At 43.1% G+C, this 17,856-nt stretch carries 25 protein-coding genes, 1 tRNA gene, 1 rRNA gene, 1 other RNA gene and 1 pseudogene; 19 read left to right on the top strand and 10 right to left on the bottom strand.

The annotated features are described in order from the left end of the window. Positions 1–16: 16 nt before the first annotated feature. Positions 17–1,375: a dihydrolipoyl dehydrogenase gene (locus LC1Nh_RS03505; protein ID WP_153550323.1), complete on the bottom strand. Its 1,359-nt coding sequence runs from the start codon at positions 1,373–1,375 to the stop codon at positions 17–19. Positions 1,376–1,467: 92 nt separating this feature from the next. Then, positions 1,468–1,920, bottom strand: a complete 453-nt coding sequence (locus tag LC1Nh_RS03500) for a hypothetical protein (RefSeq protein ID WP_153550322.1) — start codon at positions 1,918–1,920, stop codon at positions 1,468–1,470. Between the two features lie 85 nt (positions 1,921–2,005). Here LC1Nh_RS03500 and LC1Nh_RS03495 point away from each other — a divergent pair, with 85 nt between their 5' ends. Then, positions 2,006–2,338 (top strand): 4a-hydroxytetrahydrobiopterin dehydratase, encoded by a 333-nt coding sequence (locus LC1Nh_RS03495; RefSeq protein WP_153550321.1) that lies wholly within the window; start codon positions 2,006–2,008, stop codon positions 2,336–2,338. Here the strand turns inward: LC1Nh_RS03495 and LC1Nh_RS03490 are convergent. Further along, positions 2,335–2,841, bottom strand: coding sequence for a hypothetical protein (locus LC1Nh_RS03490; RefSeq protein ID WP_153550320.1), 507 nt, complete (start codon positions 2,839–2,841; stop codon positions 2,335–2,337). The two genes, LC1Nh_RS03495 and LC1Nh_RS03490, sit on opposite strands and share 4 nt — an antisense overlap. Before the next feature lie 50 nt (positions 2,842–2,891). Here LC1Nh_RS03490 and LC1Nh_RS03485 point away from each other — a divergent pair, with 50 nt between their 5' ends. From LC1Nh_RS03485 to LC1Nh_RS03460, 6 genes are all read left to right on the top strand, one after another. Continuing rightward, positions 2,892–3,389, top strand: coding sequence for a hypothetical protein (locus tag LC1Nh_RS03485; protein ID WP_153550319.1), 498 nt, complete (start codon positions 2,892–2,894; stop codon positions 3,387–3,389). A 61-nt stretch (positions 3,390–3,450) separates the two neighbouring features. After that, a complete protein-coding gene (locus tag LC1Nh_RS03480) occupies positions 3,451–4,017 on the top strand; it encodes a uracil-DNA glycosylase (RefSeq protein WP_153550318.1) in 567 nt (188 codons plus the stop codon). Between the two features lie 40 nt (positions 4,018–4,057). Next, a complete protein-coding gene (locus tag LC1Nh_RS03475) occupies positions 4,058–4,609 on the top strand; it encodes a hypothetical protein (RefSeq protein WP_153550317.1) in 552 nt (183 codons plus the stop codon). Beyond that, the gene (locus tag LC1Nh_RS03470; RefSeq protein ID WP_153550316.1) at positions 4,588–5,457 is read left to right on the top strand and encodes an RsmB/NOP family class I SAM-dependent RNA methyltransferase; all 870 of its coding nucleotides are present in this window, start codon (positions 4,588–4,590) and stop codon (positions 5,455–5,457) included. The genes LC1Nh_RS03475 and LC1Nh_RS03470 overlap by 22 nt, the downstream gene beginning before the upstream one ends. Further along, positions 5,438–5,857 carry a hypothetical protein gene (locus LC1Nh_RS03465; protein ID WP_153550315.1) on the top strand — a complete coding sequence of 140 codons (420 nt, stop codon included), beginning with the start codon at positions 5,438–5,440 and terminating at the stop codon, positions 5,855–5,857. The genes LC1Nh_RS03470 and LC1Nh_RS03465 overlap by 20 nt, the downstream gene beginning before the upstream one ends. A 36-nt stretch (positions 5,858–5,893) precedes the next feature. Then, positions 5,894–7,267: a lipase maturation factor family protein gene (locus LC1Nh_RS03460; protein WP_153550314.1), complete on the top strand. Its 1,374-nt coding sequence runs from the start codon at positions 5,894–5,896 to the stop codon at positions 7,265–7,267. Positions 7,268–7,271: 4 nt separating this feature from the next. Here LC1Nh_RS03460 and LC1Nh_RS03455 read toward each other — a convergent pair whose 3' ends face one another. Then, complete coding sequence (locus LC1Nh_RS03455; RefSeq protein ID WP_153550313.1) at positions 7,272–7,517, bottom strand: hypothetical protein; 246 nt, start codon at positions 7,515–7,517, stop codon at positions 7,272–7,274. A gap of 86 nt (positions 7,518–7,603) precedes the next feature. On the opposite strand from LC1Nh_RS03455, the gene rrf reads away from it, so the two are divergent. Beyond that, positions 7,604–7,718, top strand: a 5S ribosomal RNA gene (gene rrf / locus LC1Nh_RS03450). 19 nt (positions 7,719–7,737) lie between these two features. On the opposite strand, the gene LC1Nh_RS03445 is transcribed toward rrf, so the two are convergent. The 4 genes from LC1Nh_RS03445 to LC1Nh_RS03430 all read right to left on the bottom strand — a co-directional run bounded on the left by LC1Nh_RS03445 (position 7,738) and on the right by LC1Nh_RS03430 (position 9,682). After that, positions 7,738–8,130 carry an NUDIX domain-containing protein gene (locus LC1Nh_RS03445; RefSeq protein ID WP_153550312.1) on the bottom strand — a complete coding sequence of 131 codons (393 nt, stop codon included), beginning with the start codon at positions 8,128–8,130 and terminating at the stop codon, positions 7,738–7,740. 9 nt (positions 8,131–8,139) lie between these two features. After that, entirely contained in the window at positions 8,140–8,922 is a 783-nt protein-coding gene (locus tag LC1Nh_RS06170; protein ID WP_153550311.1) for an NUDIX hydrolase, read from the bottom strand. A 39-nt stretch (positions 8,923–8,961) separates the two neighbouring features. Further along, positions 8,962–9,453 (bottom strand): hypothetical protein, encoded by a 492-nt coding sequence (locus LC1Nh_RS03435; protein WP_153550310.1) that lies wholly within the window; start codon positions 9,451–9,453, stop codon positions 8,962–8,964. Between the two features lie 76 nt (positions 9,454–9,529). Beyond that, positions 9,530–9,682, bottom strand: a tRNA-Cys gene (locus tag LC1Nh_RS03430). A 134-nt stretch (positions 9,683–9,816) separates the two neighbouring features. Between LC1Nh_RS03430 and LC1Nh_RS03425 the strand changes: the two genes are divergently transcribed. After that, positions 9,817–10,632, top strand: coding sequence for an MBL fold metallo-hydrolase (locus LC1Nh_RS03425; protein ID WP_153550309.1), 816 nt, complete (start codon positions 9,817–9,819; stop codon positions 10,630–10,632). After that, positions 10,629–10,811 (top strand): hypothetical protein, encoded by a 183-nt coding sequence (locus LC1Nh_RS03420; protein WP_153550308.1) that lies wholly within the window; start codon positions 10,629–10,631, stop codon positions 10,809–10,811. Before LC1Nh_RS03425 ends, LC1Nh_RS03420 begins: the two co-directional genes overlap by 4 nt. Positions 10,812–10,814: 3 nt before the next feature. Here LC1Nh_RS03420 and LC1Nh_RS03415 read toward each other — a convergent pair whose 3' ends face one another. Beyond that, positions 10,815–11,291, bottom strand: coding sequence for a hypothetical protein (locus LC1Nh_RS03415; protein ID WP_153550307.1), 477 nt, complete (start codon positions 11,289–11,291; stop codon positions 10,815–10,817). A 173-nt stretch (positions 11,292–11,464) separates the two neighbouring features. Between LC1Nh_RS03415 and ffs the strand changes: the two genes are divergently transcribed. The 3 genes and pseudogenes from ffs to LC1Nh_RS03400 all read left to right on the top strand — a co-directional run bounded on the left by ffs (position 11,465) and on the right by LC1Nh_RS03400 (position 12,975). Further along, an RNA gene (ffs, locus tag LC1Nh_RS03410) (signal recognition particle sRNA) lies at positions 11,465–11,743 on the top strand. 45 nt (positions 11,744–11,788) lie between these two features. Further along, the gene (locus LC1Nh_RS03405) at positions 11,789–12,100 is read left to right on the top strand and encodes a hypothetical protein (RefSeq protein ID WP_153550306.1); all 312 of its coding nucleotides are present in this window, start codon (positions 11,789–11,791) and stop codon (positions 12,098–12,100) included. Positions 12,101–12,130: 30 nt separating this feature from the next. After that, positions 12,131–12,975, top strand: a pseudogene (locus LC1Nh_RS03400) (inositol monophosphatase family protein). Here the strand turns inward: LC1Nh_RS03400 and LC1Nh_RS03390 are convergent. Continuing rightward, positions 12,933–13,445: a phosphatase PAP2 family protein gene (locus tag LC1Nh_RS03390; RefSeq protein WP_217907003.1), complete on the bottom strand. Its 513-nt coding sequence runs from the start codon at positions 13,443–13,445 to the stop codon at positions 12,933–12,935. The pseudogene LC1Nh_RS03400 and the gene LC1Nh_RS03390 overlap by 43 nt on opposite strands. A 17-nt stretch (positions 13,446–13,462) precedes the next feature. Here LC1Nh_RS03390 and LC1Nh_RS03385 point away from each other — a divergent pair, with 17 nt between their 5' ends. From LC1Nh_RS03385 to LC1Nh_RS03360, 6 genes are read left to right on the top strand one after another with little or no spacing between them, the layout of a single operon-like run. Continuing rightward, positions 13,463–14,146, top strand: coding sequence for a TraB/GumN family protein (locus tag LC1Nh_RS03385; protein WP_217907002.1), 684 nt, complete (start codon positions 13,463–13,465; stop codon positions 14,144–14,146). Beyond that, positions 14,106–14,852 (top strand): DUF2797 domain-containing protein, encoded by a 747-nt coding sequence (locus tag LC1Nh_RS03380; RefSeq protein WP_153550301.1) that lies wholly within the window; start codon positions 14,106–14,108, stop codon positions 14,850–14,852. The genes LC1Nh_RS03385 and LC1Nh_RS03380 overlap by 41 nt, the downstream gene beginning before the upstream one ends. A 36-nt stretch (positions 14,853–14,888) precedes the next feature. After that, positions 14,889–15,368 (top strand): PDDEXK family nuclease, encoded by a 480-nt coding sequence (locus LC1Nh_RS03375; protein ID WP_153550300.1) that lies wholly within the window; start codon positions 14,889–14,891, stop codon positions 15,366–15,368. Between the two features lie 32 nt (positions 15,369–15,400). Next, positions 15,401–16,015 carry a hypothetical protein gene (locus LC1Nh_RS03370; RefSeq protein WP_153550299.1) on the top strand — a complete coding sequence of 205 codons (615 nt, stop codon included), beginning with the start codon at positions 15,401–15,403 and terminating at the stop codon, positions 16,013–16,015. A 35-nt stretch (positions 16,016–16,050) separates the two neighbouring features. Beyond that, on the top strand, positions 16,051–17,313 hold the full coding sequence (locus tag LC1Nh_RS03365) for an ATP-binding protein (protein WP_153550298.1): 1,263 nt from the start codon (positions 16,051–16,053) through the stop codon (positions 17,311–17,313). A gap of 13 nt (positions 17,314–17,326) precedes the next feature. Beyond that, complete coding sequence (locus LC1Nh_RS03360; protein ID WP_153550297.1) at positions 17,327–17,842, top strand: hypothetical protein; 516 nt, start codon at positions 17,327–17,329, stop codon at positions 17,840–17,842. Positions 17,843–17,856 lie beyond the last annotated feature (14 nt).

Raw genomic sequence — 17,856 nt, 5'->3', positions numbered from 1 at the left:
TTCATGCTGAGAGCGTCTATATCGTGTTGAAGGCTCTCTGCACAACCTCATTCAAGGCAGGATGAATGTGAACTGTGTCCTTGATATCTTTCACATTTTTGTTGCCGGATTTCATCGCTACCAGTACTTCATGAATGAGTGTAGAGGCTTCTGGTCCTATGATATGGCAGCCGAGGATTTCTCCGTCAGGAGCAGCTAAAACCTTAACGAATCCATCTTCTTCCTTCAGTGCCATGCCCATGCCGGTGTCTGAGTAGTCGTAGGTTACTGATACGAATTTTTCATTTTCTTCCTCGAGTTCTTGCTCTGTTTTTCCGACTCCAGCGATTTGGGGATCTGTGAAGACGGCGTGCGGCATCGCAGTATAGTCTACAGGATATTTGTTGCCTGCGTGACTGTTCTTGAAGACATGTTCGGCTTCCAAGTTCGCAGAATGCTTAAACATGTAGTTCCCTGCTATATCTCCAAGTGCGTATATTCCGTCAACATTGGTTTCCAGGTATTCGTCGACTTCTAGGAATCCTCTTTCATCTTTTTCCAATCCTGCGTTCTTTACTTCGAGTTTGTCGGTATTCGGTACTCTTCCGGTTGCGACTAGTACTTCGTCTGCTTTGAATCTGTGCTCTACTCCGTCTTTGTTTTCCGCAATCACTGTTTTTCTTCCAGCTGCTTTCTCCACCTTTTTTGCGGAGAACTCTGTGTGGACATTGTATTTTTCTTCGGCTAGCTCTGTTATTTTCTTGGATATTTCTCGGTCTTCTCTCTTCAGGAGTTTTTCTCCCATCTCCAGTATTGTTACTTCTGATCCCATGCTGCTGTAGAAATAAGCTAGTTCGAGTGAGATGTATCCTCCGCCGATCATCACTATTTCTTTCGGACAGTAGTTCAGCTTCAATGCATCCTTGCTTGTCAGGTAGTCTAATTCATCTAAACCTTCTATAGGAGGGGTCATTGGTCTGGAGCCTGCGGCCACGATTATTTTTTCCGCAGTGATCTTCTCGTCTTCTACTTCTAGTACTTTTTCGTCTGTAAATCGGGCTTCTTCTCTGTAGAGCGTGTGTTTGTCGCTGGCTTCCAGTGCTTCCTCTATATTGTTTGAATCTTCGGTTACTTCGTTGTTAACTTCTTCGATTATTTTCTGGAAGTTGACATTGTTTATTTTGGAGTCAATGTGGAAGTCCTCGGATTCTTTGATGTTTTTGACAATATCTGCATGATGTATCAGCATCTTACTGGGTATGCATCCGCGGTCGAGGCATGTTCCTCCGAGTGGTCCTGGTTCAATGACTGCTACTTCTTTTCCTCTGCCTGTGTACGCTGAGGCTACATCTAGTCCGGAACCGGAACCGATTACGATTACATCAAACTCTCTCATGTGTTACAGATTGGTTTTACTCTTGTTTAAATCCGGATGTTTAATCTCTTGCTGAGAATTGGAGGAGGGCTGGACCGGTTTTTTAGGATAACTTAATTTGTCTGGTATTCTTCCCCTGTGATGTATTTGATGAATGCTTCTTCTTTCGCTTCTAGTTCCTCTTCTTCGGAAAATTCTGCGCCTGTTTTCTCCTCAACTTCGATTACTGCCTGAGACATTTTCAACTCCTCGTACTTGAGTTTTACATCTTCTAAATACTGTTGATCGGAGAGGAATACCAGTTTTGAACTATCTTCGAAGTTGTCTTTGGCTCTGTCAAGCGCATCCCTAATTTCCTCCCTATAGTTCTCATCTTGATCGTTAAAGGATTTTTCGCAATATTTTTGGAAGTCAAGTATGGCTTGAGCTTTGTTTCGCTGCTTCTGACTTATATCCGAGTTTTTTCTCAGCAGCTCATTGATATCTTCTATACTTCTGAATCTGGGAGATGTGAGTCCAGCTGCCTTGATAAGAGAAACTTCATCTATTTCGCCGTCTTCAGCCACAAGAAAGTGTTAATCTCAAACTATTTAGATGTTACTTTTTAGTGACATCTAAGGGTTTATTTTCCTACTACTCAAATTTTAATATATGGCTAATCTTTCTGGTCAAGTATGTACGGCTTGCAGCGGCGACGCAGAAAAACTTAAGGCAACCGAAGCACTTCAAAAAATGGATGAACTCCACGACGACTGGGAGTTAGAAGACAACCATCACATCAAGAGAGAATTCGAATTCGAGGATTTTCAAGAGGCATTAGACTTTGTTAACAAAGTTGGTGAAATCGCTGAAGAACAGGGACATCACCCAGTAATCAATGATTTTACATGGGGTAAAGCTACAGTCAAGCTTTACACGCACAAGATTGATGGTCTTCACGAGAATGATTTTATCATGGCTGCGAAGATAGATGAAGTATATTAGGCAGAGAAAGAGGTTACAACATCTCTTACAAACTCCCTAACAGTTTCATCTAGTTCATCTTCATTTCTTTCTGGTGTAATATAGAAACCTCTCTTGTCTTCGTTTTCAACATACCAGAATTCTGCATTAACTTGCGGAAGATCGTATTTGGTCTCTTCAAAAACCCTCTCGTGAGAATTAATCCTTTCTGGAAATGTTGTTTCTCTATAAGCTGAGAATATCTTATCCATTGCAGTAACTGTCGGAGCTCCGATTGGTGCTGTCGCAATCCAAAATAATGGATCTTCGCCCTCAACGATACTACGGGCTGTTTCAACTAGAGTTCCTCTGCTATTCAACCGTTCATCTGATTCGGCATAATCTTCAACCATTTTCTGGAAATCTGACTCATTAAAACCGCCCGGTGCTTCTACATAAAACCCATTGGGGTCTAATTCACTTGGCATTGAGTCAGGACCATATTCTGAGATAGTTTCGTCATAAGTAAACGGCAACAAACCCATAATTCCGAATTTGCAGAAAATTTTTATATCTCTGTTGGCGCAGTCAAAACATGGTAGAAAAGATAATCAAAATACCAGAAGAAACAATCAAAAACTCTGAACCTGGCTTCAGTGAAGGTCTCAAAACCTCAGCAACTTCAGGTTTAGCGTTAGGACTATTAATTTCACTCCAACTCCTTTACCTGGACTTTATCTCAATGATTCAGATTCCTATACTAGCTACTACAGGGGTTTTAATAGGTTTAATCGGTCCGGCGATGTCGGCTGTGTCAGTACATCCTTTGATCTATTATTTTGGAGGTAGAAGGTATGAGGAGACCTACAAAGTTTTTGCTTTCCTTACTCCGCATTCGCTTGTTGGCTCTGTTCCCGGCGTGAATATCCTGGGTTTGCCGGCAGTGTTTTTCCTGCAGATCAAGGCTTTGAGTGAGGTCCACCAGCTTGAATGGAGTAGAGCGGTTCTGGCAGCTGCAGTACCTGGAATCGGATTAACAGTTATAGGTGCCTTAGTCTTTGCAGGGGTCAGGTTGTACACACCTTTCCTCTGAAAAACCTTTTCCCCTTCTTTTTAGTTAGACTAAAAATAGTCTTCCCACTGAAACATAAATTATGACCTTCAAAGAAAAATACGGCGATTTCTTCGAAACACTGCATCCCGACTACTGGGAAGAAGAAAGGTTCGTCCCGGCAGTAGGTCCAGAAGACGCAGAGGTTATGCTTGTAGGCGAAGCACCAGGAGCCAACGAAGTAGAAGAAGGCGAGCCTTTCGTCGGCAGAGCAGGGGAAAAAATGAACGATGTGCTTAGAGATATCGGAGCAGACAGAGACGAACTCTACATCACCAACCTCGTCAAGATCCGTCCACCAGACAACAGAGATCCGAAAAAAGAAGAGATAGAAGCATGGGCGCCACTCCTCGAAGAAGAGATAGAGGCAGTCGACCCTGATATAATCCTTACACTAGGCAACTTCGCATCCAAAGAAATGCTAGACACAAAGAAAGGCATAAGCCAGATACACGGCCGAATATTCAGCAGAGAAGGAAGAAAAATAATGCCAGTATACCACCCGGCAGCAACCCTCTACGACAGAAGCAAAACACCAGACCTGGAAAAAGACCTGCGTAAAGCACTGGGAAAGGAAGATACTGGGCAGCAGAAGTTGAGTGATCTCTAAGGATTATCTGTTTTGAAGTTTTCGTTTCAATTAGTTAATTATGTCTCAGGTCTCCGAAGCTCATGAGGGTCAGTTACTGAGATCTCTCTATGAAGAAGATTTAGTATCAGTATATCTTGAAGATGATTCTGGAGAAGAAAAAGATAGTTTAGAAGATGCTCAAGATGCCGATGAACTAGAAGTTGTTCTAGAGTCTGAGTACGAGTGGTCGGAACCGGTTTCAGAAAGAAGTTATAACGGGCTCATGGATTTCGTCCTTCATGCTCTAACAGACTTGTACTCTGAGTATTTAGGTGGAAAAGGAGAAATCTGCCTAGATCCTAGTAATGAGTACCCTGACGGATTTGCGACTAAAGACCAATTGAAGCCTCGAGACTTTCGACACCTCGTTAAAAAATATCCGGGTGCTGAATTTGGCGATCAAGATTTTTCAGATGATAATAAGAACTTATCGAAAAAGCTAAGAATTTTAAGTCAACACGCAGGGAGAGGCGATCAAAAAGTCTTCCCTGAAGGCTTAGCCGAAGGCGAAATCAATGAAGCAATTGAAAAAATGGAAGTGAGTGGAAATTGGATAGATACAAACCTTTAATCGACGACTGGAATGCATTCAAAGAACAGGCAGATAACCATCCGCTGCAGGGAATCCGAAGAAATCCTCTAAAATCCAAAGATGATTTCGAGGAGAAACTAGGTCAGAAATTTGACTACGAGAAAAGTTCTTGGAACGAAAATGTCCACAGAGTCAGCACTGAGACGCCTGGAAAGTCGATGCTTCACTGGAGAGGAGAGTACTATGTCCAGGAAGAGTCAGCAGCACTTCCAGTCACGATTATGGATCCTCAGCCAGGTGAGAAAGTCCTTGATATGTGTGCTGCGCCGGGAGGTAAAGCCACGCAGATGGCAGCCAGAATGAACAACGAGGGCTTGGTTGTGGCTAACGATGAGTCGGCTCAGAGGATGAAAAGCCTTCATGCTAATGTTTACAGAACTGGAAGCAAGATCGTCTCTGCTTCAAACTACGATGGCAGAAATATTCCGGAAGACGAAAAATTTGACCGGATCTTGGTTGATGCTCCTTGCAGTGGCGAAGGAGATAGATACTACAGGAATTTTGAGGCTGCAGACAAGGGTGAGAGCGTAGGACTATCTCGATTACAACAGGACTTGATGAAGAAAGCTGAAAAACTGGTTAAAGAAGGAGGAGTAATAGTTTACTCTACCTGCACTATAACGCCTACGGAAAACGAAAAAGTAGTTTCCAAAGTAATTGAAGAAACTGATTTAGAACTGGAGAAAATTGAAACAGACGCAGAACATGTCAGAGGAGTCTCCAGCTTCGAAGATGAAGAATTTGGCGCTAAAATGAGTAAAACTGTCAGAGTCTATCCGCACCACTTGAATTCAGGGGTGATCTATGTTGCCAAATTCAAGAAATAAAGCGAAAAAATACTTAGAGGAAAGATTTGGAGTTGAAACGAAAGAATTAACTCTCAAAGAGATTTCTGGCGATTTCTGGCTTACCTCATCAGAAGAATCTAATCTGGAGTTTGAGACTGAAGGTATTAGAGCAGTTAGGGTTATGGATATAGGTTTGAAGCCTACTACCTACTTGCTTCAATTGCTAGACGATGAAATAAGCAGGAATGTTATAGAAGTTAACGAAAAGGAAATGAAGACGCTTGAGGAAGGAGGTATGATTCAGAGAACTATGGGTAAGAAAGGATACATCGCTCTGAAGTTTCAGGGCAGAGTTATTGGATGTGGGTTGTACAAGGATGAACTTGTTTCTTCTCGGATCCCTGAGGGCAGGATGAAGGAACTGGTGGATAGTTTTTGAGTGATTTTTTATCGATAGGTTGCGGCTTTACAACATATGTTTGAAGGACAGGGATTCGAGTTAGTTGGGTTTTTACTGGCTCGAGGCCTAGGGTTGACTTACTTAATAGCCTTCTATATTTTTTACACTCAATACTCAGCTCTTGCAGGCAGAAATGGTCTTGATCCCGTCAAGCAAAGAGATGAACAGTTTTGGGAATACTTCAGCCTCTTTCACTTTAACTCATCGAAGAAATTCATTAATTTTTCAGCTTTGACTGGTATCTTACTGTCTTTAACGATTTTAACAGGTATGACCGAGTTTTTGAGTTCTTTTTCTGTAACAGTAGTGTGGATTGCTTTGTGGGTGTTGTTTACTTCTTTTGTTAACTTTGGAGGCGTTTTTACAAGGCCGGGTTGGGAGTTGATGCTGGCTGAGGCAGGTTTTATAGCTATATTTTTGGGTAATGCTTCTGTTGAGACATCTTTCCTAGTCATACTGGCTTTTCGATGGATAGTATTTAGGATGATGCTGGGATCAGCTATTGTTAAACTTAGAGGCGGAGAAGAATGGAGAACTCTAGATGCTTTAAAAACTCATTTTGAGTCGCAGCCTTTCCCAGGTCCGTTAAGCTGGAAGATCCACAGTCTCCCAGATAAAGTTCTAGAATATTTGACAGTTCTGATTCAGTTACCAATGCTTTTTCTTCCGTTCATCTACTTTATGCCACAGCCATTTGCCGCTATAGCCGGAATTCTGACAATAGTGTTCCAAATTCTGATCTTTGTCTCCGGAAACTATGCCTGGCTTAACCTGATTACAGCTGTACTAGCACTCAGCACATTAAATGACAGTATTGTCCAAAGCATCACTGGTCTGGCTACAGGCTCGGCTTCTTCCTATCCTTACTCTGGTTTTCTGACCATTTCCATGATTTTGCTCGCCATCTTCAGTATAAACCCGATTCTGAACTTTTTCTCAAGAAAACCTGCTCAGAACACCAGCTACAACCCCTTCAATGTCGGCAACTCATATGGAGCATTCCCTAAAGTTATGGAGAAGCACTTTGAGATAGGTATAGAAGGCGAGAAAAACGGTGAGTGGAAAGAGTACGAGCTTCACTCAAGCTTTCGGGAAAAAGATAGAAAGCCGGTTCAAATAGCACCGAACCATCACATGCTGGAGTATATTCTCTACTTCTATGTGAATGAGGAAATAGAGCAAAGTGACTGGTTGAATCGACTACTGGAGAAAACTTTGGAACATGAAGGAAAAACACTGACTCTTTACAGATCCATTCCTTTCCAGAAACCTCCTGAAAGAGTAAGAGCTGTAAAATACAGATACGAGTTCACTGATCCAGAAGAAAAGAAACAAACCGGCAACTACTGGAAACGAGAAAAGAAAGAAGTACTGCATACAGTGAATTAAACTGTTATTCACTGTCGATGTATGCGTTCAAAACTTTCATCACAATCAGCAAGGCTGTCAACTGGGCTGCCAGGATTTCAATGCTCTGCGGAGGGAACTGTGTGATCCCAGAGCTGGAGAAAGTACCGGTCTGCTGAAGCAGATAAGCATCCAAAGCCAGGACTCCTAGGACGAATAGGTCGAAGATCACTGACTTGTCGAAGAACTTTTTCAGAAATCCTCCTTCACTGCTTCCACGAAAATTGGTCATATTGGTTTTTTGGAGACTTTTGATAAAAAGTCTTCTGCCCTCCCTCTCCTTTAGGGTTTATAAGAGTAGGGTGTATATGTTTGGTTACAGGCGACCAAAGAGGAAGGGCAACACCCGTACCCATTCCGAACACGGTAGTAAAGTCTTCCATCGATCTGATCGGTACTGCCTTTCGGCGGGACAATCAGGACGTTGCCTGACTATTTTTCTACTCTCCTCTTTACTTAACTCCTACATTCTCTAAATCCTGCTTCAGTTTAGGTACTGTTTTCAGAACTTCTAAATCGCTTCTCTCAACCCATCGAAAATTTGTATGTTCTCTAGACAATTCTATATCCTCACTATCTGTTCTAACTAGGACTGGGTGTACATGTACTTTGGGAATCTCTATAGGGAAGCTTTCGCCGCTTCGAACTATCTCTCCTTTCAAACCGGTTTCTTCTTCAAGTTCTCTGAGTGCTGCGTTTTCCACGGTTTCTCCTTCCTTGATGAAGCCGGATGGGAACTCCCAGTGATTTGGAAATCTTTCCCGATTCTCAGCCCTTTTGACTAGTAGAAACTTCTCTAGTTCCGGGTTGTATACTATGGCTGCAGCGACTTCATCCGATTCCATAACTCTAAATTATGCCCAGTTTTCAACTGCTTTATTATCTCCAAGTGTTTTGAAATCTGAAATCTCCTCAGCTTCCAACCACTCAAACTCGGAAAGTTCCCAGTTCAAATCAACTTCGCCAGAAACATGATCCATCAGTACAGGTTCAAGCCTCCAGAAGCCTTTTTCACCTTCACCGATAAAGAACTCTCCTTTCTCGACTGGTTCAGCATCTAAACTGGTCTCCTCTCTTAGTTCTCGGACGGCAGCTTCTTTTGGATTTTCTCCCGGCTCTATGCCTCCGGATACAAAACTCCATCTACCAGCACTAGAATTCTCAGGACTCCGCTTCACAAACAAATACTTTCCGTCTTTTCTGACTGCGGCCAAAGCAACCCTACCATTCACAACGCCTAAGTGCTCTAAAGCTCTGTACTGGCCCAGAGTATCATATTCATCAAACTTGGTTAAGTCAATCCATTCAAAATCAGTGTGCTCGTTTGAAAGACCTTTCTCGGTCATTGAATCTTTCTTTTCTTCATCTATTCGAAAGTGGACTGGATTCAACCTGTACTTTTCGTTATCTTTGCTTCTGTATGCGTCACCGCGCCTGAAGTTTTTCAAATCCTCTTCTTCCAAACTGAGATTTGTTTCCTCATTAATCTCACGGATGGCAGCCTCTTCTAGGTCTTCATCTTCTTTGACTTTGCCACCCATGAACTCCCAGTAATCATCTTTAGAACGCTTAGCTATCAAGAATTCTCCGTCTGATTTGATCACTGTTTGGACGACATCTTTTGTATCTTGGCTCATATATTAGTCAGGATTATCTGGTTTCAAACATTTTTCCCTTTACAGTTTGTATCCTGGTAAGCCCTCTTCTATCTCTACGCTGTCTAGATGGTTTCCATAATGAGCCCTGATCTCGTTAGTGTTACCTATTATTCCGATTGTCTTCCAGTCATCATCAGCGTAAATTACATCGGCAGTAGAATCTTCCAGCATTCTGTGAACTTTATCATATATCTCATCGACTTTTCCTTCAGGTATCACACCCTCAGAATCAGCCAAAGCCTCAATATCAACTGTTACACTATAGAAATCTTCCTCATCACTTAACCTTTCAATCCTGTCTTTCAATAACTCGGATTTGGCATCTGTAATGCCAGTCATACCCGACCTATCGTCTATTTTACCAACTAAGTTGCCAGAGCTGTATTCAGTGTTTTCATTTCCAATAGCATTGTCTATAGCTTCCTCTGCACTTCTAGATTCTCTTTGATCTTCTCCATCCTCAAGTGCTTCGTCAATAAATGAAGCGAAAGTATTACTTTCTGATGTCATGCCAAAACAAGAACCTCCTACAATTAAAAACCAGATTTCCCGGATTTTGGAAAATTTAAGCCTAGAAAGGTAAATAAGCCGGGACCGAGATTTGAACTCGGGTAAACCGCTTACTGCGAAATTTTTTGGGATTCAATGCTGATTACATTGATCGACTTTTCTCTGCGTGTCGACCTGAGCGCAACCAGTCGTTGCAGGCGGTCACATAAGGCCGCTCTGTCATCCCGGCATGTGAAAGAATTGTGGTGGTTGAAGTTTTAAACTAGGTCGCTGTCATACCTGGTTTTTTGGTGTGGTCTAGAACTACCTGATTTAAATCATTCACTTCACCATGGACCAGCATAGGACGAGGAGGGTTTACAGTTGAAACTCGAAATACTAGGTAATGTTCAAGATGGTGGGGTACCGCATCTCGGCTGCAACTGCAGTGTCTGCGACGCAGCCCGTGAAGACAGAGACAAGATTAAATACGGTCACTCAGTTCTGCTCAAAGAAAACGATAACGACGATTCGATTCAGTACTTGATCGGTGCCTCAGCTGACATCAGGTTCCAGACAACAGGCAAAATATTTGACGGAATCTTCCTAGTCGATAATCATTTCACACATCTAGTCGGCCTCTTGTACCTTGGAGAATTCTCACTCGAAGCAGAAAATATACCGGTCTATTCTCCCGAATTCATGGAAAACTATCTCGACAACAACGACCCTTACCGATACCTGAAAGACCGGGGTAATATCCAGGTACAGAACATGGAGGACGGAGAAACAGAAGACCTACAGGACGGAGTCGAAGTAACGCCTTTCCAGACAGTCAAAAGAACAGAACACACAGGAACACTCTCCTACCTCATAGAAGGAGAAAACAAAACAATCTACTACGCACCGATCATCTACCAAGAATGGACAGACAGGGAACTGGAAAGAATCAGGGACGCCGATGTCGCAATAATCGAAGGCTGCTTCTACCACAGCGACGAAGTCGGAAGATACGCCGACAACCCACCACACCCGCTGATGCCGGACACAATGGACGAACTCGAAGACTCCGATACAGAGGTAATATTCACCCATTTGAACCACACGAATCCAGCGCTGCGTGAAAACTCGGAAGAAAGAGCCGAACTAGAAGAAAGAGGATTTAAGGTTGCTGAAAAAGGAATGGAAATAGAGTTATGAGTGATTTAGCTGATAGATATTTTGAATCGGTTAGGAGCTGGCTTGCTGGTTTAGGAGGAGGTTTCTCAGTTTACGCTTTAAATGAAGAAGGGTATTCTGCCATAGTTTATCTCTTCGTCGTTTTGATTGGGCTTCTCGTGTTTGAGAAAGTTGGCCAGAGAAGAAATATCGGTAACTAATATTCACTGCTCTGGCTCTACATTCCAAAATTTTCCGAAGGAAAATTCTACAATTTCATGGCATTTTCTGAAGCTATCTGCAAATTGAGCCTTATCTAGTTGCCTCCAGGCTATTCCACCAAATTCTCTCTGTTCTTTTTCAGTCATTCCGTCAAAAATAGGTTTGAGTGCAGTGAATTTATCTCTCATATCGTCCCAATCCGAATGTACTCGCGTATTTCTCTCAAATTTTCTCAAATCCTGCAGAAAGTCAATATGTTTCTCTTTTAAATCATCCTCTAATTCTTCAATTAACTTCTTGAAGTTTCCTTTGAATCTTTCCTCTTCATTTTGAAAGTATATAGAATGACATAGGTTCTCCATAAGCACTCCCTGTAAAATCATTGAAGCAGAAGCTAACCCCATAGAAGTTAGTAGATAAGTTTCTTCATAGAGTGAAACTGTGTCAGCTGGCAACCCAGAACCCTCTACATTCTCCATTTTCAGGAGTTCTTGGTTCGGTAAATTTTTCTCAACATTTTGAGCTGCTATTTCGTCCAATTTTTCAAATCTGCGATTAAGCCTTTCTACTTCAAATGGGGGCATAGATTACTACTTGCACTTAACCCTGAAATAGTCCATCTGGTTTTTAACCTTTCCAACTTCAAATTCTCATCATGGGTAGGTTGGGCGGTTTGGGGTCGCCTCTTTCCGGAAATCCTCGTTATGCCGTGAGCCGTCAACCATGGGGGCGGCGGTCTTGAAGGGGTCGCTGGTCTCTGGTCGTTGGTTGTTTGACGATCCGTCCTTCGGGATGGCGCAGGTTGTGAACCGGGTCAGGCCCTGACGGGAGCAGCTCTAAGCAGTCTGTGCCATGTTCGAAGGGTGGCGGATCCGAAACCACGCCGAGACTTCAGTCCTTTCAGGTCGTCCACCCCTGGGAACCCACTGGTTTTCTACCTTTCTGTTTTTACATTTCGACATCTAACATGTTTTCTATGTCTGGAGAACTGCGTTTCTGTCCTAACTGTGGAAGTACTGATGTCGAACCTGATACCACTATAACTAAGACGATAGCAGGTATCGGTGATGTCAACAGTTGGAGATGCAGCGAATGCGAATACTCAGGGCCGATGCCGCAAGGTGATCCTGAAGAAGATTTTGAAGAAAACGGAGAAAATATTAAGTTTGAAGATAAAGCTGAATACAGCAGGATAAGCACGGTTAAACAGCATAATCTGGATCTTGTCTTGACAATAGGATTTATACTACTGGTAATCGTGCTCCTGATTTTAGAAAAGCTGATTTAGGAAAAGTTCAAAATACTTAGATCAGAAAATATGCATGAAGTGAGTATTAAAATGAGTGTTAATTTGAGGGAGTCCGAGTTTTATAGGGGACTGAAAGTAGGTTTTAGAGCTGCTGAAGAAGCAGGAAAGATAATCGATAGCTTTGCTGAAAATGGTTTTCAAACTGAAAGTAAGGAGGATGGGAGTAAGGTTACTGAGGCGGACAAGAGGGCTCAAGAAAGAATTGTAGAAGTAATATCGGAAGAATTTCCCGACGATGGTTTTCTAGGCGAGGAAGACAATTTAGCTCCTGGAAAAGAGGATCGTGTCTGGGTTATTGATCCTGTGGATGGCACCTTCAATTTTGACCGTGGTTTTAACCATTATTGTGTTTCTATCGCGTTGAAAATCGACCATGAAGCTGTTTTAGGTGTCGTTTATTCGCCAGAATCTTCGCTGGAGAAAAGTTATCTCGGTGTTAAGGGTAAAGGCGCTTTCGCTACCGAATCAGGATTGGATGAATTGACAAGAATTTCTGTCTCTGAGCATGACTCTGTAGAGGATTCACTGTTTTTCCTTAGCTCATTTGACATATATGAAGACGAATTAAACGCAGAATTAGATATCCTAGAGCGACTTGCTAGAAGAGATGCAGTTCACAGAAACATAGGTAGCTGTGCCTGGAAATGTGCAGGGTAGCTTCTGGAGAAGCTGAATTCCAGATTGTTCCTCTAGTACATGAATGGGATTATGCAGCTGCGAAATTAATTATCGAAGAGGCTGGTGGCGAAGTCAGGATTCGAGATTCAAAATTCTCTGACAGCACCGAAGTCGTATCCTCAAATGGCATCCTTCAGGAAAAAGTAGAGGATATAGTTTCCGATAACTTCGTATAAATCTGTTTTCTTTTCAATACAATTTTGCCAGATGTTATACCAATAAAGGCGCCTACTAAGATGTCGCTGGGGTAGTGTGCTCCCAGATAGACTCTTGAAATTGCTATCAATGCTGCGAGCGAGTACATAGCCTTTTTGTTGAATCTGCTGCCTAGGACTGCCGCTAGTGTGAATGCTACAGTGGTATGTCCTGATGGGAAAGATGGAGTTGAAGCTATCAGATTGCTCATCATTGTTTCGGGTCTTGATCGAGCTACAGCGTATTTGATTGAATAAGTTAAGGTGCTGGAAAGGATTAGTCCTGTTAGAAGCGTTTCTCCTAATTTTTTCTCTCCTTCTGAGTATATTAGTCCGGTTATTAGGAGGGCTATGGTTATGCTTCCTAGTGCTGTTATGCTCAGCATTATTTCTGTCAGCAGTGGGTTGCGCAGAATCACTGTTTGCTGCATCAGTGCGGCTTCGTTTATCACATGTGGAGTTGGGCAGTTTGATTTACAACTTTTGGGAGCTAACTAATACTCGTGATCCTGTTTTGATCTATGTGTACGGTACCAGCCATGTTTCTGAGGAAAGCTTCAAAGTTATAGACGATGCACTGGAGAAGCATGATCCAAGCGTCGTAGCACTGGAGCTTGATCATCCAAGACTCAATTCTCTTCTAAGTGATGAGAATCAGGATGGAGGACCGATGTTTGCACAGCTTATAAGATACTTTCAGAACAAGGTCGGGTCCAAAACCGGTGTGATGCCAGGCGAGGAAATGCTTTACGCCTACGAAACTGCTTTGGATGAAGGTCGTGATGTTGCATTAGTCGATCAGGATATCCGTGTTACTATCCAGAGACTGGGTGATGTAAGAAGAAAGGAGAAGGTTAAAGCAGGTTTCTCTGTCTTAGTTGGTTTTCTAGGTTTTGGGAAAAAACTGGATGTCTCGAAGATTCCTGAGGATGAGATGATACAGGAACTAGTTGAAGAGATGCAAGAAGAGTTCCCAGGTCTTTACCGAGTCTTGATGGAGGAAAGAAATCGTTTTATAGTGGAAGCCCTTCAAGAAGTAGACAAAAATAATGAAGGCGATGTTGTAGCCTTCCTCGGTGCGGCACATGTCGAAAAGGTAAAGGAGATGCTTGATGAAGTCGATAATCAAAGTACAGTGGAAGCAAGATTCTGAAGGAGAATGGAAGACCCAGCTATTCCTCGCCACGGAAGAAGGATTCGAGAAGAGAGGTTTAGAACCTGGTAGAGGACTTTCCTATGAGGTTTCCAATGAGAGAAGGTGTACTGGGTACGCTCCTAAACCTGGTGAGAGAGCTCCTTGTCCGGAATTCCGGAAGATACAGAAAGGCTCTCAGTGCCCTGAATGCCGAGGAAAAGATATTTACTCAGGCTATGTCCGTGGGGAGCAAAACGATTTAGATGGCGAGTTCTCAGTCTACCTAGCCCAGATCGGAGAAGAGGTCAAAGTTGGTGTGACGAGGAAGGAGAAGATTCCTAGGAGGTGGATTGAGCAGGGAGCGGATTATGGAGCGGAAATATTCTCGGGTTTAACTTCAAATGAGGCACTGGAGAAGGAGGAAGATTTCACGACGGGTAAGATTACTCAGAGGATTAGGAAGGAGAGGAAGACTTCCGATCCACGAAATCCTTCCAGGCTTCAGGAAATTCTAGAAGAGAACGGCTTTGACACAGCAGTTATGGATGTTCAGGAACTTACAGTCTATCCACATCTTAAAGGAGATTTTTCCAGGAAGGGCTTGCTGGAGGGAGAAGTCCAGTCAGTGAAGGGGCAGATTGTTTCTAATGGTAGGGTGGCGATGGCGATGACTTCTGGGAAAGTCTTGAAGCAACCAAGTCAGAAAGGATTGAACAGCTTCTGATAAAGGTTAAATTTTACTGCTTGTAACATAGTTAATATGACAGACTTTGAGAGAGCGTTAGTAAATTCGTTTAATGATTTCTTTGAGGAAGAGGAGATTGAAGGCATCGCGCATAGGAAGAAGCAACACCGTTTTTCCAGCCAGTTATGTGATGTTTTGGTTGATTCGCCTCATGAGACATTTTACCTGGCGATAGAGAACAAGTCTGTCAAAGTTGATTCTACAAATAAACTGTATTTCACTCAGCATTTCTCTACCAGTAATGGCGGTCATCAGGTTGAGAGGATATCTGATTTCATCGATCGTTCCGGTCGGAAGGGCTTTCTAGCGGTCGAGTTTAAGCGTGGTCGTGGAAAGGCTAGGAAGGCTTATATGGTGCCGTGGAGTGATTTACGAGCTGCTTATGAGAATGGTGAAACAGGTCTTCACTTGGATGAGATCAGAGAGTTTCCGGAGATTTTCCGTGACTCTGAGGATTACGACCTGAGGGAGAATATGATGGAGATGTTCACCTAGTTTTTAAGCCAAGTCTTTCGAATTATGACTTGATGGCACCGACAGGCTTCCAATTTTCCGCCGAAGATCTAAGGAATATCCTGATCTCGGGAGTAGTAGTCGGTGCTGCATTCGCAGCCTACAAGACAGTTACTTCTCCTATTCCTATGCTGACACTACTCTTTTTCGGTTTAATTACTGTTTCAGCCCGTGAGATAGGTCAAAGAATGGTTGCACAGAGTATGGAGGCAGAAGTTAGTTCAGAAGTTTCTCGGAGCGGCGCTGTAACTACATTGGTGGTTGCGATGCTGTCATATATCTCCTCTTTTAGTCTTGTGTTCTTAGTACCTGTTTTTTCCAGTTTCTCCGTGGAGAGTCATCAGCATTGGGGAAAAGGGATTGATGCTATCTGGGCGAAAAGAGAGTACTGGCTGGCATCAGCAGGTATAACATCGCTTCTAGTCATTTGGGCACTAGCATTTCTGGGAGATTACAACATTCTAGCAGAGATGATAGCATTATTTACATTCTTCCAATTATTGCCTCTTGACGCTGAGAAAGGAATCTGCGGAAAACTTGACGGTGCATACATCATGCTATGGACAGGATTCACATGGCTAATATTCATGGGATTGACAATAATCGCAATGATACTTTCAGTCCTCTGAAATCTTTAAACCCGAGCTCGCCCAAACTCTAGTTGATGCCTAAGATAACAGTCGGAAGAGATGAAGAAGATAAACAGAAGTACGGCCTTGAGGGCACCGGCAAAATTGGAAAACATCTTGTCGGTGAAAACGAAGAAGCCCATACTGCCAACACAGTTTACTTTGATATCGCCCGACCTCATGTCATGGGGGTCTTTGGGAAGAGAGGAACTGGTAAATCGTACTCGCTCGGGACTATTGCGGAAGAGATTCAGACTTCAAGTGTTGCCCAGAATTGTTCTACTGTTATAATTGATTCTATGGGTATTTACTGGTCTATGAAGCATCCGAATGACAGGGCTGCTTCGATGCTGGAGGGCTGGGATGAGAAGCCTGAGGCGTTCGATGTAAATGTGTATATTCCTGAGGGAAAGGTTCAAAGCTTTGAACAGAATGAGATGCCCTATGACGATACTTTCACGGTTAACCCAGGTGAATTAACTGCTTCTGAATGGGCGATGGCATTAAATATTGATATTAACTCTGAAACAGGTATTTTACTCGACCGAATTATCTCGGAACTTTCTGATAGGTCGGGAGTAGATTATAACTTAGACCATATCATCAAAGGCACTCACAAATTCGAATTCGATGAACACATCAAGAAGAACCTGGAAAACAGGTTAAGAAATGCTAAAGACTGGGGTATATTCGGCGAAGAATCTTCTCTTGGCAAGTTTACGGAGAGAGGAGAGCTTTCCGTGATCGATGTCTCTGTCTTCGGGGAGATGAGTTCGGGTTGGTCTATCAGAAGCCTTGTAGTAGGATTACTCGCTAAAAGAATACTAAGACAGAGGATGGAGGCCCGCAGGGTTGAAGAACTTGAGGAGATGGAAGGCATCTCAGAGAACGAAATGCCTATAGTATGGATGATGATTGACGAAGCCCACCAGTTCCTGCCAGCTAAAGGCGAGACTCCGGCAACACATCCGCTTCTGAGATGGGTGAAGATCGGTAGAGAGCCAGGAGTGTCGCTTGTACTGGCGACTCAGCAACCGGCAAAACTTCATCCGAACGCACTTTCCCAATGTGACATAGTTCTCTCACACAGACTTACAGCCAAACAGGATATCGATGCACTAGGAGAAATAATGCAGACATACATGCGACACGACATCCAACACTACATCGACGCGCTACCCGACAGAACAGGTACAGGCCTGATACTAGACGACAACTCTGAGAGAATCTTCCCTATCCAGATGCGACCAAGAAAATCATGGCACGCAGGAGGAACACCGGACGCATTCACAGACTAGAAGTGATTAAGAAATGCTAACTACCCAAAGTCAAACAGTTCAAGAAGTTCTAAAATCATTCATACTTACACCAATTAAACAGCCTGATATACTCCCAACCGTACTCCCCTTAATTCTCGGCGGACTGGTCATAGAACTCTACTTCGGCAAACACACACGAGAAGACCTCGGATGGAACACATCGGTTGGAAACGCGATAATCTGGGTAACAACAGGAGTAACACTCCTAATGACAACACCAAGCCTAAGCCGCATGGAAGAATACGCAGCCTACAGCCTCATAGGAACCGGAATATTCATAGGGTACATGGACTTCTACCATAAATGGAGTGAAACAGTAGCCTTCGTAGTATCCTCCTCAGGTGTAGTCTACACATTAGCATATATCGGCGTAATCCTGATCAAGACAAGTACACCTATCAACGAAGTTACTCTGAAGGCTTCCGGAATATTTTTCGTAGCGGCTATGGTAGGATTCAAACTCCTACAATCAATGGAAACACCGCAAGACGACTTCGCATTAAACTAGGGAAGCGTTAAGAA

The sequence above is a fragment of the Candidatus Nanohalobium constans genome, assembly GCF_009617975.1.
In the GTDB taxonomy this organism is placed as follows: Archaea; Nanohalarchaeota; Nanosalinia; order Nanosalinales; family Nanosalinaceae; genus Nanohalobium; species Nanohalobium constans.
This window is presented reverse-complemented; position numbering and strand designations above follow the sequence as displayed.